General features: G+C 46.1%; 14 protein-coding genes and 3 tRNA genes. 13 read left to right on the forward strand and 4 right to left on the reverse strand.

What is annotated here, in order from left to right:
- Positions 1-100: 100 nt before the first annotated feature.
- From MGMO_RS21140 to MGMO_RS12215, 6 genes are all read left to right on the forward strand, one after another.
- Positions 101-175 carry a hypothetical protein gene (locus MGMO_RS21140; protein ID WP_407656521.1) on the forward strand — a complete coding sequence of 25 codons (75 nt, stop codon included), beginning with the start codon at positions 101-103 and terminating at the stop codon, positions 173-175.
- A gap of 248 nt (positions 176-423) precedes the next feature.
- Positions 424-1,683: an AAA family ATPase gene (locus MGMO_RS12195; RefSeq protein ID WP_023495364.1), complete on the forward strand. Its 1,260-nt coding sequence runs from the start codon at positions 424-426 to the stop codon at positions 1,681-1,683.
- Between the two features lies 1 nt (position 1,684).
- Positions 1,685-2,326, forward strand: coding sequence for an RloB family protein (locus MGMO_RS12200; RefSeq protein ID WP_023495365.1), 642 nt, complete (start codon positions 1,685-1,687; stop codon positions 2,324-2,326).
- Between the two features lie 135 nt (positions 2,327-2,461).
- The gene (cyoE, locus tag MGMO_RS12205; protein ID WP_023495366.1) at positions 2,462-3,349 is read left to right on the forward strand and encodes a heme o synthase; all 888 of its coding nucleotides are present in this window, start codon (positions 2,462-2,464) and stop codon (positions 3,347-3,349) included.
- Complete coding sequence (locus MGMO_RS12210; RefSeq protein ID WP_023495367.1) at positions 3,346-4,365, forward strand: glycosyl transferase family protein; 1,020 nt, start codon at positions 3,346-3,348, stop codon at positions 4,363-4,365. The genes cyoE and MGMO_RS12210 overlap by 4 nt, the downstream gene beginning before the upstream one ends.
- Positions 4,366-4,504: 139 nt before the next feature.
- Entirely contained in the window at positions 4,505-6,574 is a 2,070-nt protein-coding gene (locus tag MGMO_RS12215) for a lytic transglycosylase (protein WP_023495368.1), read from the forward strand.
- 194 nt (positions 6,575-6,768) lie between these two features.
- Here MGMO_RS12215 and tyrS read toward each other — a convergent pair whose 3' ends face one another.
- Positions 6,769-7,989, reverse strand: a complete 1,221-nt coding sequence (tyrS, locus tag MGMO_RS12220; protein WP_023495369.1) for a tyrosine--tRNA ligase — start codon at positions 7,987-7,989, stop codon at positions 6,769-6,771.
- Positions 7,990-8,205: 216 nt separating this feature from the next.
- Here tyrS and MGMO_RS12225 point away from each other — a divergent pair, with 216 nt between their 5' ends.
- Positions 8,206-9,339: a M23 family metallopeptidase gene (locus tag MGMO_RS12225; RefSeq protein WP_235557279.1), complete on the forward strand. Its 1,134-nt coding sequence runs from the start codon at positions 8,206-8,208 to the stop codon at positions 9,337-9,339.
- A gap of 107 nt (positions 9,340-9,446) precedes the next feature.
- Here the strand turns inward: MGMO_RS12225 and erpA are convergent, their stop codons facing one another.
- Both erpA and argC read right to left on the reverse strand, forming a co-directional pair.
- Positions 9,447-9,779 carry an iron-sulfur cluster insertion protein ErpA gene (gene erpA, locus MGMO_RS12230; RefSeq protein ID WP_023495371.1) on the reverse strand — a complete coding sequence of 111 codons (333 nt, stop codon included), beginning with the start codon at positions 9,777-9,779 and terminating at the stop codon, positions 9,447-9,449.
- A gap of 65 nt (positions 9,780-9,844) precedes the next feature.
- Entirely contained in the window at positions 9,845-10,885 is a 1,041-nt protein-coding gene (gene argC, locus MGMO_RS12235; RefSeq protein WP_023495372.1) for an N-acetyl-gamma-glutamyl-phosphate reductase, read from the reverse strand.
- A 90-nt stretch (positions 10,886-10,975) separates the two neighbouring features.
- Here argC and MGMO_RS12240 point away from each other — a divergent pair, with 90 nt between their 5' ends.
- The 6 genes from MGMO_RS12240 to MGMO_RS12265 all read left to right on the forward strand — a co-directional run bounded on the left by MGMO_RS12240 (position 10,976) and on the right by MGMO_RS12265 (position 13,541).
- Positions 10,976-11,947: an NAD(P)H-quinone oxidoreductase gene (locus MGMO_RS12240; RefSeq protein WP_036307848.1), complete on the forward strand. Its 972-nt coding sequence runs from the start codon at positions 10,976-10,978 to the stop codon at positions 11,945-11,947.
- On the forward strand, positions 11,944-12,804 hold the full coding sequence (locus MGMO_RS12245) for a sulfurtransferase (protein ID WP_023495374.1): 861 nt from the start codon (positions 11,944-11,946) through the stop codon (positions 12,802-12,804). The genes MGMO_RS12240 and MGMO_RS12245 overlap by 4 nt, the downstream gene beginning before the upstream one ends.
- A 178-nt stretch (positions 12,805-12,982) precedes the next feature.
- Positions 12,983-13,174, forward strand: a complete 192-nt coding sequence (gene csrA, locus MGMO_RS12250; protein WP_023495375.1) for a carbon storage regulator CsrA — start codon at positions 12,983-12,985, stop codon at positions 13,172-13,174.
- A gap of 9 nt (positions 13,175-13,183) precedes the next feature.
- Positions 13,184-13,275: transfer RNA gene (locus tag MGMO_RS12255), tRNA-Ser, on the forward strand.
- Positions 13,276-13,358: 83 nt separating this feature from the next.
- Positions 13,359-13,435: transfer RNA gene (locus MGMO_RS12260), tRNA-Arg, on the forward strand.
- Positions 13,436-13,465: 30 nt separating this feature from the next.
- A tRNA-Asn gene (locus tag MGMO_RS12265) sits at positions 13,466-13,541 on the forward strand.
- A gap of 245 nt (positions 13,542-13,786) precedes the next feature.
- On the opposite strand, the gene MGMO_RS12270 is transcribed toward MGMO_RS12265, so the two are convergent.
- On the reverse strand, positions 13,787-13,990 hold the full coding sequence (locus tag MGMO_RS12270) for a helix-turn-helix domain-containing protein (RefSeq protein WP_023495376.1): 204 nt from the start codon (positions 13,988-13,990) through the stop codon (positions 13,787-13,789).
- Between the last annotated feature and the right edge of the window lie 182 nt (positions 13,991-14,172).

The following is a 14,172-nucleotide window of genomic DNA, read 5'->3' on the forward strand; positions in this document are numbered from 1 at the left end:
CTTACTGTCTTTACCTTGGAAAGGACAGCGCTTTTATATTCAATAATGAGGATTTTTTATGATAAGCGTTGAACCCGAATTGGAATAAACATTGGAAACGATGGCAAAGCAAGAACGAATCACACCGAGCGAAATCATTAAACGGCTGCTTAACCAATACCTTAAGCAACAATAAGATTCTGGCTACTTGACTGAAATTGCCGAAATATTGCCTGAACTCAACTACTTCAAGAATAAAGAACCGTTAGCGATACAACAGGCAATGCGTGATGAATGGCATTAAATATCTTTTCTATACCAGGGTACTATGGTGAAAGGTGCGTCAAACACACCAACGCCCAGTCAAATGCAAAAAATCTGCAAGTAATGCAAAATATGCTATATTTTCTTATATAAAATAATGTATAACTGCGATTTTTTTACATGTTAATAGAATTCTCTGTCAGCAATTTTCGTTCTTTTCGTGAAAAGCAAACCTTTTCGATGGTTGCCGCCCCTAGATTGAAGAAAGGTAACAATGTCTTCAAGCCTGCTCTTAAAGGCGAAAAACTCCCTGACTTACTCAAAGTTGCGGCAATCTATGGACCAAATGCATCAGGTAAGAGCAATCTAATTAAGGCGCTTGGCATTGTTAGTGATATTACAAAACGCCAACCCAGCGCACAATCTACGCCATTCCCTGTACCAACGTTTCGTTTTGATCCGCAGCTAACGGATCAACCCTGCCAAATTGAACTGCACTTCGTATGCGCCGAACAACGCTATGAATTTCAGCTAGCATTAACCCAAGAGCGCGTTATCCAAGAGCAACTGATTGCATTTCCAAAAGGAAAAGAAACATTACTATATAAACGTCGTCATTCATCTAGCGGCGATGAATATACCTTTGGTCAGCAACTGGAAGGCGGGAAAGATTTGCATGATCTATGGAAAAAAGCAACCAGTCCCCAAGTGCTATTTCTTGCCCAAGCCGTAGCAAACAGTAGCGAAAACTTAAATCAGTTAAAACCGCCACTACAATGGTTACAGACTGGATTTATGGTCTTTTCTGGCAGTATGGAGGCGCTTAAAATACTTAGCCAGAGACAAGCAGAATCAGACTCCACTTTTGCAAAAGACCTTTCAGCCTTTCTTCAAGAGGTTGATGTCCCCATTACAAATATTCGCTTTGATCAAGTAGAGCCAAATTCGGATGAATCAATTTCAACAAATAAATTGAAATCAATAAGTACAAAACCAAACAGTAGAACATTGCTGACACATCGCACAGCTTTAGGAGAAGCAGAGTTTGATTTTCAAGAAGAATCAGAAGGCACCAAAAATCTCATTGGATTTTGGCTTCCTTGGCATCTACATAGTAAATCAAGGCTAATTCCCAATTTTAATGTCGCATTGGTGGTCGACGAGTTTGATAGTAGCCTACACCCAGAAATTGTTGCATCCTTAGTGGAAAAACATCTTAAATCTCAGTCATCTTCCCAACTAATTTTTACCACGCATGACACACATTTAATGGATACAAAACTGTTACGCCGAGACCAGTTCTGGCTCGCTGAACGCGATACTAACGGTGCGACACAGTTACGCTCAATCCATGATTTTGAGGGACGTGAGAGCGAAGATCTGGAAAAGCGCTATTACGAAGGCCGTTATCGTGGGCTTCCATTCATACGCAAGGCCTAACATGGCGCGTACTCCCGCTTCTTATAATCGATCAAATCCACGTTTTAAACCGCAACCGACAGTATTGGTCATTTGTGAAGACAGTAAATCGGGAAAACATTATTTAGAGGACGCTCGGCTACATTTTCGGGTCAATGTCTTGGTAGAAATTACCCATTGCGGTAAAACTGATCCGTTGAATATTGTTAAAGAGGCATTTAATCGCCAAGGAAAATTCGATCATGTCTTTTGCGTCATCGATAGGGACAATCACCAAAACTTCGATGAAGCGTTAAATTTAGCCAACACCTCTGATAAAATCAAAATAATTGCCTCTTATCCTTGCTTTGAATTCTGGCTGTTAATCCATTTCGTTGGTTACACTCGCAGACCATATACAGCGGCGGGCAATCACTCTGCGGCGGATATACTTATAAGAGACTTGCGCGTTCATCCAGATATGGAAAACTACGATAAAGGTGAAGATAAGAATATTTTTGGATTACTTCTGGGGAATCGATTTACCGAAGCGCGTCGTGTTTCCCCAAGAATTCTCGCCGATGCCATTCAGAGCGAAGAAATGAATCCCAGCACTAAGCTACATGAGCTATTCGATTTCTTTGAAAAGCTATCTTCACCACAAAGCAATCAGCAAGTAACCTAGAGAAACTAATGGATTTCATTTCTCCTCGAACAAAGGTATGTTGGAGGCAATGAAATCAGACTCACCTTATTTGTTTAAATTACTATTGCTTCGCTGTATTCTATAAGAATTACATCGTAAGAACTCAATAATAAAATGGTAACCCGAGCCGCCATCGCCCCCTCATCCTGGAAAAGCTACCTGGAACTGTGCAAGCCCAATGTGGTGGCGGAAATGCTGTTCACGGCAGTGGTCGGGATGTTGTTGGCTGTGCCCGGCATGCCGCCGCTGGATAAGCTGGGCTATGGTTTGCTCGGCATTGCATTGGCGGCGGCCTCTGCGGCGGCGATCAATCACCTTATTGACCAAAAAATTGACGGCGTGCTCAATCCACAACGGCCTTTGCCGCAGCATTATTTGCGATCACCGGATGTTTTCTCTTTCGCCGCCGTTTTGGGTGTCGCATCCATGTTGGTGCTGGTCTTGAAGGTCAATATGCTAACTGCCATCCTCACCTTTGCGTCCTTATTCGGTTATGCCATCGTCTACACGCTTTGGCTAAAACGCGCCACGCCGCAAAATATCGTCATCGGCGGTGCTTTTGGCGCAACGCCGCCGCTGCTGGGCTGGTGCGCTATCACGGGCGAAATCCACCCCCACGCCTTGCTGTTGGCGTTGATTATTTTTGTATGGACACCGCCGCATTTTTGGCCGTTGGCGATTGCCAAGCAAGAACGCTACGCGCTGGTCAACATCCCCATGCTGCCCGTCACGCACGGGGCAGAATTCACCCGTTTGCAGATTTTGCTATACGCCGTCTTGTTGTTGGTGGTGACCTTATTGCCTTATTTGACGGGCATGAGCGGGTTGATCTATCTGTTTGCCGCCTTGCTGTTAGGGGCGGGTTTCATCTATTTTGCCCTGCTAATGCGGCGACATACGGACACCAAAACCGCCATGCGGACATTCTGGTTTTCCATTATCTACATTACACTGCTGTTTGCCGCCTTATTAATTGACCATTACGTCAGAATTGCTTTATGACATTTTCACACCATCTTGCCACCTCAAAATCTGAGCATCCTTTTGCAGAAATCATAAGAATTCTCGGCAAAGGCAAAAAAGGTTCTCGTTCACTGACGCAGGACGAGGCCTATCATGCGATGAAGATGATTATCGCTGGTGAAGTCTTGCCGGAGCAACTTGGGGCATTCCTCATGCTGATGCGCGTCAAAGAGGAAACGCCGGAGGAACTCGCAGGCTTTGTGTTGGCGGCGAGGGAATCTTGCCATCTGACGAGCGATAGCGCGTTGGTCGACCTGGATTGGGCGACGTATGCGGGGAAACGGCGGCATTTGCCCTGGTTTTTGCTGTCGGCTTTGTTATTGGTCGAAAACGGCATTAAAGTGTTTATGCACGGCGCACCAGGGCCGTCAGCCAATCGCTTATATACCGAAAATATGTTGGGTTATCTGGGTTTAGAAGCCGCAACCTCCGCAGAGGAAGCCAAAAAACAGCTTATCGACCAGCATTTCAGTTATTTGTCGCTGGAATATATCTGCCCAAAGCTCCATGAAATCATTGAATTGCGTCCTATTTTAGGTTTGCGTTCACCCGTGCATACTTTGGTAAAATTGCTGAATCCTTTCAATGCCCAATACAGCATACAGGGAATATTCCATCCTTCTTACCGTTCAGTCCACCAACAGGCGGCGGCATTGCTCCAACAACCCCATGCGGCGGTATTGAAAGGCGAAGGCGGCGAGACCGAACGCAATCCCGATATGGATTGTTTGGTACAAAGCGTTCACGACGGTGAAATGATCGACGAAACGTGGCCGGCACTTTTTGCCAATCGCCATGTCAGAGCAGAAAGCCTGGAACCGGAACAACTGGTTTTGCTTTGGCAAGGCAAAATACAGGACGAATTTGCGGAAGCATCGGTGATCGGCACGGCTGCGGTCGCCCTTAAATTGCTGGGTAAGGCGGATAACCAGGCGCAAGCGCATTCCGTCGCGGCGGATTTTTGGTTACAGCGAGACAAGCAACGGATTAATTAACTGACCGTTTTTCGCTTGTTATTTTTTCAGTTATCGGTTTTATTTGCAGTTTTCGAACAAAAGACTTATTTTTATTTACCGGCCTGTTGTGTTTAAATGATAGTAATTTTTGCCGAAAATTGAATAACTACAGGAAATCATGCGTTTATTACAGACTGCCTTGATCGTACTCATCAGTTCTTCATTGATCTTTCACCCCAATGATTCTGGAGCCGCTTCCGGTAAGCATGGCTTAAGTGCACGCAAGGCACGTAGCCACAGCGGCGGCAAAAAACAGGCATCCAGACCCAGCTCCATCGATGTTTGGGATCGTATCCGATTGGGCATAAGAATCCCACGGCCTAGCCCCACGTCCGCCGAACCTTTTCAGGCGGCGGGCCCGAAAAACAGAAATTTGCCTCCCCTTGCACTTGATCATCTAAAAATAAATGACATTATTCGTACTGCTGATGAGGCATTGGCAGGGCTGACCGCCCAAAAAGTGAACAAAATACCGCAAACGGCAACGACTCAGTTATTAGAGAAATTACGCGTAAGACAGGTAATCATTTCACAAAAAAGCCATAGCAAAAACAATACCGTCTTAAGTTCGGAAGAGAAATATACGCCATTAGGGCGATTGAAATTTGCACAAAAGGTACCAGGGTCTTCATTTAATGAACGATTGTCCAAGAAGTTACACTTTGTTCCGAAAGATGGATCAGGATTGGTCAAGGGTGAAAGTTTATTTAAGTCACCTTCAATCCAGCGTATTCGTACCCGCTTGGGACTTCATCCCGAATTATTCAAAGACATCCCTCTCGAGGCAACCGAAACGGTTGAAAATAAATCAAAAGCGAATAAAAAGCTAAATACCGATGCAATAACCCATGCCCAGCAACAAGATGCCATCAAAAATTGCGCCGATTTAAAAAAAGAAGAGATCGCCAGCCTTGCCCAACAGGGCATTTTGCCTGAAGGCTATTCCCAAATGCTGGAACAATGTCGAACCAAACAGGACGCAAACTATGATCGGGTCAGCCAAGAAATCGCTGGATATAGCCAGCGTAAAGGCATCTTATACCAAGCCGCCGAGCGTGCCAGGCCTTTCCTGTATCACATCGTTGACGCGTTGGCCAAAAACAATATGCCTTTGGATTTAGCGTTACTGCCGATTGTGGAAAGCGCGTATCAACCTACTGCGGTATCGCCTAAAAATGCTGCGGGGATATGGCAGTTTATTCCCAGCACTGGTGAAGAATACGGCTTGGAGCAAAATGACGACTACGATGCCAGGCTGGATATTACGGCTTCCACTCAAGCAGCCATCCGGTTTCTTTCTGGCTTGAATGGGCATTTCAAGGGTGATTGGTTGCTGTCATTGGCCGCCTATAATTGCGGGCAAGGCACGGTAGATGCAGCGATCAGCCGCAATCAAGCCGAAGGGCTCGACACCGATTTTTGGTCATTGGATTTGCCTGCCGAAACCATGGAATATGTGCCAAGGTTGCTCGCCTTATCAAGTATTTTTGCAGACCCTGACAGTTATGGGCTGAAGCTGAGACCCATCAAAAATGAGCCTTACTTTATTAAGGTGAATATTGACCGTGAAGCTGACATAAAACAACTGGCAAAAAAAGACTTGCGGACTGTATCACGGCTTGCCGATTTTGATCACGACCAGTTAAGCTTGCTGAACACGGCGTACCTTAAATCGGCCCTCCCTGAGCGTAAACCGTTTACCCTACTTCTGCCGATAAGAAGTGCCAATCTGTTACATCAAAGTTTGGCGTTTATGGCGCAATCGTACAAAGGCGGGAACAATCCATCGACATCCCTATTTTCTGCGTTGACATTGCCTGTTGATCCATCAGGGACGAAAGCCAAGGCACCGCTGCTGTCACTTAGCCTTAATAAAGACCAACTGTGGTTCTTGCCTTCGGGAAAATCAAGGAAACCTGAAGTTAAGCCGAATCCAACACGTGAGGAAAAATTAGCGGCAAAATCCGCAGATGAAGGCAAATGGTCCGTGCATTATCTTGACAAGGGAGAATCATTGAAAGTTGTTGCGGAATCGCACGGAATCACTGAGGAGTTTTTACGTATCGCCAATAAGATAAAATATCGGCAAAATTTACCCTTAGGACAGAAGCTGATGGTTCCGCTTAAACAACTGGCGTATGCCTCCAGCGATAAGGGTCGGACATCTGTCCTCTTTAAAGGCATATAGCTCAAGAAACTCTTGGCAAGTTGTCCTTTCGTGGCTTGAACTCCCTACCCGCAAGCCCACGGCTCAGCACAAACAGAATCAACACCTTACCGTTCGTCATGGGTCTTTCGATAATGACAAGAGAGCCTTGTCGAAGGATTTGTACATGAACTCCTTATATTGACAATGTAACCTTTATGACTACAGGGCCAAAATTAATCCAGAGCAACGCGCGCAAATTTCCGTTTGCCTACTTGGTAAATATGGTTTGACCCTGATGGTATTGCCAATTTTGTATCCGACACTTTTTCCCCGTCAATCTTTACAGCACCTTGGTTAATCATACGGACCGCTTCCGAGGTGCTGCCGGTCAGCCCGGCATCTTTTAATAAATGAGTAATAAAGTAAGTTCCCGCATTTGTTTTCAAGGTGATTTCGCTAATGTCGTCAGGAATGGCCCCGCGTTGAAATTGGGCAATAAAGTTTTGCATGGCTTGTTCTCCTGCGGAGGCCCCCCCATGAAATCGGCTGACAATTTCCTTAGCCAGTTCAAACTTGATGTTTCTGGGATTTTCTGTTCCCAAAGCACATTTTTCCTTGTAATTATTAATCACTGCCGTTTTTTCAAAACTCAATAACTCAAAATACCGCCACATCAAGTCATCTGAAATCGACATAATCTTGCCAAACATATCGTCCGGCGCATCGGCTATACCAATGTAATTATTCAAGGATTTCGACATTTTCTGGACACCATCCAAACCTTCCAATATCGGCATAGTGATGACAATTTGGGGCGATTGTCCATAGACTTCCTGCAACTGGCGACCTACCAGCAAGTTAAATTTTTGGTCGGTGCCGCCCAATTCAACGTCGGCTTTCATGACAACCGAATCATAGCCTTGAATCAGCGGATATAAAAACTCATGAATCGCAATGGGCTGCCCTGCCTTGTATCGCTTGCCAAAATCATCTCGCTCCAACATTCTAGCAACGGTGTGTTTTGCCGCCAGTTGGATCAAATCCGCTGGCGACAAGGCATTCATCCATGTCGAATTAAATACGATCCGGGTTTTATCGGGATCGAGTATCTTAAAAATTTGCTCCTGGTAGGTCTTGGCATTCGCCAGGACTTCTTCTTGCGTCAAGGGCTTGCGGGTGATATTTTTTCCGGTCGGATCGCCGATCATGCCGGTAAAATCGCCTATTAAAAAAAGAATTTCATGACCGTAATCCTGAAATTGCTTAAGTTTGTTAATCAGGACAGTATGGCCCAAGTGCAAATCCGGGGCTGTTGGGTCAAAACCCGCTTTTATCCTGAGCGGGCGACCTTCCCCTAGTTTTTTTACAAACTCATGTTTAACAAGGATTTCTTCAGCCCCCCTTAACAGGTTATCCAATACTTCTTCTTGCAACTTTTCTCTCCATACAGACATATTTTATTGGGGCTATTATAGGTTTAATGGATATGGGTCACGAAAAAAATATTTTGTTCTATGCTTAGATTAATATTAATTTGTTGGTGATTTTTTGAAAACCACTTAAAATTAAGTTATGCAAAACACAGGATATTTATTTTGATTAAAATTCAAATACTTATAGATTCTGCTGTAAAAACCAGACAATTTACAGCGTATTTAATAAGCGCTATTTTGGTTTTTACAACTGCAATCGGCCATGCCGAGTCATCAACCCTTCTTGATAACACCAGTTTTTCCCGCTCACGAATCAAGATATTTAGGGTGAGGCCCGGTGAATCGACCTCCGACATTTTATCGAGGCTCGGTTCGAACGAAGCACTTAAGGTAGTAAGTGCAAACAAAGACAAAACACACATGATGGTTATCACTACTGATAAACCCAAGGAGTTTATCGGATTTTCATCAAGCCCATTGGGGTTATCCAGCCCTTCTCATTTTGGCCGTCGCTTTAATCGCTACACGCATAAATTCAATATGATGAACTTGGTTAGCGTACAAGGTACGATAACCTCGTCCATGGAGGAAGCTGCAAAACAAGCCAAACTGCCAGAGCCGCTGATCGACCAATTGGCCCAGATTTTTGCGTGGGATATTGATTTTGCAACCAATTTACACCCAGGTGACCGCTTTACTGTGGTGTACGAAAAGGGTGGTTTTAACGGAACTGACGACATTGTGGCAACGGAATTCGTCAACCGTGGCAAGGCTTATCGCGCTGTCAGGTACATTGATAAAGAAGGCTACGCCAATTACTACACGCCTGAAGGCAATGCCTTGCAAAAAGCCTTCTTGACCACACCTGTTGACTTTGCCCGCATCAGCTCGCACTTTAGTTCAAGCCGTAGGCATCCCGTACTTAACAGGATACGAGCCCATAAAGGCGTTGATTACGCCGCCAGGACAGGTACGCCCGTCAAGGCAACCGGTAATGGCGAAGTTACTTTCCTAGGCAGGAAAGGTGGCTATGGGCAAGCCATAATACTAAGGCATGGTGACCGTTATGAGACGGTATACGCCCACTTATCGGGATACAAGACAGGATTACGCGAAGGCAGTACCGTCAGGCAAGGAGAGGTTATTGGTTATGTGGGGCAAACGGGATTGGCGACAGGCCCCCATTTACATTACGAATTCCGTATCGATGGCATTCACCAAAATCCTTTGACGGCCCAGGTGTCGAATTCAATCCCTGTAAAAAGCGTCGCTATGGTTGATTTTAAATCACAGATCCAAGATCCTTTGGCTAAACTTAATCTAACCAAGGCCAACTCACTGTTTGCAAAAATCTATAGTCCCTATAACTAGCAGGAAATCCTTGCCACTGGATTTAAAACGTCTCGGAATATTTAGTCCCGAGAAAAAAATGACAAAAAAACCGGACAATGTCCGGTTTTTTGTGCGGCAAACATGCGTCAAACTGAAAACGACGACCCACACCCGCACGTCGTTTTTGCACTTGGGTTACGGATAACAAACTGTGCACCGGACAAATCTTCCTTATAATCCACTTCGGCACCTGTCAAATACTGGATGCTCATAGAGTCAATCAACACGGTAACTCCGCCTTTTTCGACACTGGTGTCGTCTTCGTTAACTTCTTCGTCGAACGTAAAACCATACTGAAAACCTGAGCAGCCGCCGCCGCTGACATAAACCCGCAATTTCAAATTGTCATTGCCTTCCTCGGCAATCAGCTCGCTCACTTTGGATGCCGCGCTGTCAGTAAAAATGATTGGATCAGCCATTATTTTGCCACCTAAAATATATTAATCGATTCCATTATGGGTATAGCCTATCCCTTAGTCAAGGGTTATGGGTACAAGGCCAGTGTTTTCAAGCCATCCAGTTCAGGAAATCCAAACATCAGGTTCATGTTCTGTACCGCCTGCCCTGCTGCGCCTTTGACCAGATTGTCTATGACCGACAGGATCACGATAGTTTGTCCGCCCTGTGGTTGGTGCAGGGAAATCTGGCACTTATTCGATCCTTTGACATTACGCGTGTCTGGGTGGGAACCCGAAGGCAACACATCCACACACGGTTCATAAGCATAACGCTGCTCATATAAAGCCTGGATTTCTTCCAAACTGGCCTTGTTATGACTGACCTGAGCATACAAAGTTGCATGAATGCCGCGAATCATCGGGATTAAATGTGGCACGAAAGTTAAGTTGACGGATGCCCCCGCAGCTAACTTCAATCCTTGGGATATTTCTGGTAAATGGCGATGGCCACTTACGGCGTAGGCTTTAAAGCTTTCGCCCGTTTCGCTCATCAGATAAGCCAATTCCGCCTTGCGCCCTGCCCCACTGACGCCGGATTTCACGTCGGCAATCAACTGCCCCACATCAGCCAAGCCTTTTTCAAGCAAGGGAAGAAAACCGAGCTGGACTGAGGTAGGATAGCAGCCTGGGTTAGCAACCAATCGCGCATTTTTTATCGCTTCACGATTGACTTCCGGCAAGCCATAGATGGCTTCCGGCAGCAACTCCGGGCAAACATGTTCCATTCCATACCACACGCTCCATTCAGCCGCATCCTTCAGCCGGAAATCGGCGGAAAGGTCAATCACCTTAACGCCACGATCCAACAGTGTAAGCGTCATTAGCATGGCCGTGCCATTGGGCGTAGCAAAAAATACGACATCACAGCCAGCCAGCGCTTCAACATCGGGTATAGAAAAAACCACGTCGATTACACCACGCAAACTGGGATAAGCCGCATCGACCCGAGTCCCCGCATCGGCGCGTGACGTAACCACCGCGACTTCAACATTAGGGTGCAACGCCAAAATCCGTAACAGCTCAACCCCCGTATAACCAGTGCCGCCAACGATACCCGCGCGAATCATTCCACTTTACCTATAACTTATATAAAAAATGAGCGTATATAATACCCACAACCCGGTTTTTCCCATACTGAAATGCAAATACCTGACACTATGCGTGCTGCCGAAGTTCATTCGGGCTCTTTAAAGTCAACGGAACGGCCGGTGCCTGTGCCTCAAACAGGCCAAGTATTGATTAAAGTCATGGCTGCCGGAATCAATCGCCCCGATGTCATGCAACGCAAGGGACTGTACCCACCGCCGCCCGGTGCATCTGACATCCCCGGCCTGGAAATTGCCGGAATCGTCGTTGCTTTGGGTGATAACACCAATAATTTAGCTATCGGTGACAAGGTTTGCGCCTTGGTTACAGGCGGCGGTTATGCGGAATATTGCGCTGCTTCTGCCTCATTATGCTTACCCATTCCTGATAATTTATCTTATGTCGAAGCGGCGGGCATACCGGAAACCTTTTTTACTGTTTGGAGCAATGTTTTTGATCGCGGTCACTTACAAAAAGGTGAAACGCTGTTAGTCCACGGTGGAAGCAGCGGTATAGGTACGACGGCGATACAGCTTGCCAAAGCGTTCGGCGCCAAAGTTATCGTAACTGCCGGGTCATTAGCCAAGCGCCAGTTCTGCCTGGATCTCGGTGCAAATAACGCCATTAATTATCGCGAGCAGGATTTTGTCAGTGAAATCAACCAAATAACCCAAGCTGTCGGTGTTGACCTTATACTGGATATGATCGGTGGCGATTATTTTCCACGCAACTTGCAATGCCTAGCCGTTGGGGGGCGACTAGTACAAATCGCCGTACAGCAAGGCTCGAGATCGGATATCGACCTCTGGGCCGTGATGCAAAAGCGGCTCACCATCACGGGTTCCACACTCAGGTCAAGGGATGATGCCTTCAAGGCCGACATCGCCGACAAACTGCTTGCTTACGTCTGGCCGTTATTGATTTCAGGCCGCATAAAACCGATAATCCACTCCACCTTTGCCCTAAGCGACGCAGCCTTAGCGCACGAACTCATGGAAAGCAACCAACATATCGGCAAAATTATCCTCAAGGTAAGCACATGACATACACGACCCTCATCTCGGCAACAGACCTCCATCAGCATCTGAACGATCAGGATTATATCGTCATCGACTGCCGATTTTCCCTGGCGGATACTGAAGCCGGCCTCAAAGCCTATCGACACGGACATATAGCAAATGCCCGTTACGCCCACCTGGATAAGGATTTATCTTCCCGCATTACCGATTTCACAGGCCGCCATCCGCTTCCCGACATGAAGGAATTGGTGAAAAAACTAGGCATCTGGGGAATCGGCAACAACAATCAAGTGGTCGTGTATGACGATGCCAGCGGTGCATTTGCCGGACGACTTTGGTGGTTGTTGCGCTGTCTGGGACATGACAAGGTTACCGTGCTGGATGGCGGCTACAAACATTGGCAAAAACTGGGCTTTCCCGTCACCACCACCTTACCTGCCGTTAAACCCAGCGTGTTTAGGGCTTATCCTGGCGGTAACCTAGCGTTAACCGCCCTTGAACTCCAAAATGGCCTGGCGCGGAAATCGATTTGCCTAATTGATGCCAGGACACCTGAACGCTTTCGTGGTGAGCACGAGACTATCGATCCCGTTGCAGGACATATTCCCGGTGCGGTAAACCGCCCTTTCCTATCAAACTTGGATAGTAACGGTTTATTTTTATCTCCAGGGGCACTAAGCCTCCAATTCAAGTCAATTATGGGAGATAAAAACCCAACACACGTTGTCCACATGTGCGGTTCGGGTGTCACCGCCTGTCATAACCTGCTGGCAATGGAAGTTGCAGGGCTGTCAGGCTCTAAGTTATACCCAGGCTCATGGAGTGAATGGATTCGCGACAAAAATAGGTCAGTAACCACAACTCAAGATTGTTACCCTTAATTGCTGCATAAACAATTCCCCAACAGCCATCATTTAGCCTCACCTTTAATAGTAAAGGTACCGTAAAAGCTCGAACGCTATAACAGGCTTTTTTTATAGTATAAAACTGTTATAATTCGCTGCTCTTGGTGGAACGCCCTTTATGGGCAATGGGTTTTCAATTATATAGGGAGTAGCCATGCTTATCTTGACTCGTCGGGTAGGGGAGACACTGATGATTGGTGATGAAGTGACCGTCACCGTCCTTGGAGTTAAAGGGAACCAGGTTCGCATAGGTGTCAACGCACCCAAAGAAGTGTCGGTCCACAGGGAAGAAATATACGAAAGAATCAAAAAGGAACAGACCGACTCGGCAAGTTCCGAAAGATAAACCATATTTGGAGAGATGGCCGAGAGGCTGAAGGCGCTCCCCTGCTAAGGGAGTATGGGTTTTATAGCCCATCGAGGGTTCGAACCCCTCTCTCTCCGCCACGTATTCCAAACGAAATCTAACTGAAACCTGAACTTTGGTTGACAAACATCCAGCTTAACGGGATAATTTGCGGCTCAATAAAGCGCCCGTAGCTCAGCTGGATAGAGTACTCGGCTACGAACCGAGCGGTCGGGAGTTCGAATCTCTCCGGGCGTGCCATTGAAGAAAAAAGTTTTAAAAACGCATTATTCCCCTGTAGCTCAGTCGGTAGAGCGGGTGACTGTTAATCACTAGGTCGGCGGTTCGAGCCCGTCCGGGGGAGCCATATTATTCAATGAGTTACGCTAATTTTTAATTCATATCTTAGACGGTCAATTTTACTGGTCATGGCCAGGTCATGTATAAAATGAAATTTTTATACGCTTCCCCTTCTGTACCCTGCACATAAATCTCAAGATTTTTAACAATTAGCCTGACTGGTTTTATACCAAGAAGTGAATTCTGGGGGCTCTCAGAGTTTTTGGGAATCCCTTGTTCGGTAGATTATATAAATAATGGATGAAACATTTATTACTTGACTGTACTGATTTCGATGAACGCCTTCAAGTCACTGGTACGATATTTAATCTGCCGTCCAATCCGGACATAAGGGATTCGTACTTCGCCGGTTGATCGCCATTTGACCAAAGTTGCAGTCGGTACCGCCAGGAGACTCGATGCACCTTCGGTGTCCGTTAGCGTATCAAGGTCTAAGGACAATTCTTGTTGCTTCATACAATCTCCTCACAGATACTACGCGATTAGGACGTAAGACAGAATCCAATCCTATTAGCCCCTGCCCTTCGATACTATACAACCGAGTTGAGATTAAATTCATAATGGTATTCAGTTCCATTCGTTCTTGGTTTCGATATCAAGAAACAGTTGCCGTATTGAACTATAAGCCAGATGTCAAT

Origin of the sequence: Methyloglobulus morosus KoM1 (assembly GCF_000496735.2) — a bacterium.
Lineage (GTDB): Bacteria > Pseudomonadota > Gammaproteobacteria > Methylococcales > Methylomonadaceae > Methyloglobulus > Methyloglobulus morosus.

Excerpts from the sequence above, each read along its gene's own strand:
- MGMO_RS12215 (WP_023495368.1), top strand. The coding sequence starts at position 4,505 with ATGCGTTTATTACAGACTGCCTTGATCGTACTCATCAGTTCTTCATTG.
- cyoE (WP_023495366.1), top strand. The coding sequence starts at position 2,462 with ATGGTAACCCGAGCCGCCATCGCCCCCTCATCCTGGAAAAGCTACCTG.
- MGMO_RS12240 (WP_036307848.1), top strand. The coding sequence starts at position 10,976 with ATGCGTGCTGCCGAAGTTCATTCGGGCTCTTTAAAGTCAACGGAACGG.
- erpA (WP_023495371.1), bottom strand. The coding sequence starts at position 9,779 with ATGGCTGATCCAATCATTTTTACTGACAGCGCGGCATCCAAAGTGAGC.
- MGMO_RS12270 (WP_023495376.1), bottom strand. The coding sequence starts at position 13,990 with ATGAAGCAACAAGAATTGTCCTTAGACCTTGATACGCTAACGGACACC.
- MGMO_RS12245 (WP_023495374.1), top strand. The coding sequence starts at position 11,944 with ATGACATACACGACCCTCATCTCGGCAACAGACCTCCATCAGCATCTG.
- csrA (WP_023495375.1), top strand. The coding sequence starts at position 12,983 with ATGCTTATCTTGACTCGTCGGGTAGGGGAGACACTGATGATTGGTGAT.
- MGMO_RS12195 (WP_023495364.1), top strand. The coding sequence starts at position 424 with ATGTTAATAGAATTCTCTGTCAGCAATTTTCGTTCTTTTCGTGAAAAG.
- argC (WP_023495372.1), bottom strand. The coding sequence starts at position 10,885 with ATGATTCGCGCGGGTATCGTTGGCGGCACTGGTTATACGGGGGTTGAG.
- tyrS (WP_023495369.1), bottom strand. The coding sequence starts at position 7,989 with ATGTCTGTATGGAGAGAAAAGTTGCAAGAAGAAGTATTGGATAACCTG.
- MGMO_RS12210 (WP_023495367.1), top strand. The coding sequence starts at position 3,346 with ATGACATTTTCACACCATCTTGCCACCTCAAAATCTGAGCATCCTTTT.
- MGMO_RS12200 (WP_023495365.1), top strand. The coding sequence starts at position 1,685 with ATGGCGCGTACTCCCGCTTCTTATAATCGATCAAATCCACGTTTTAAA.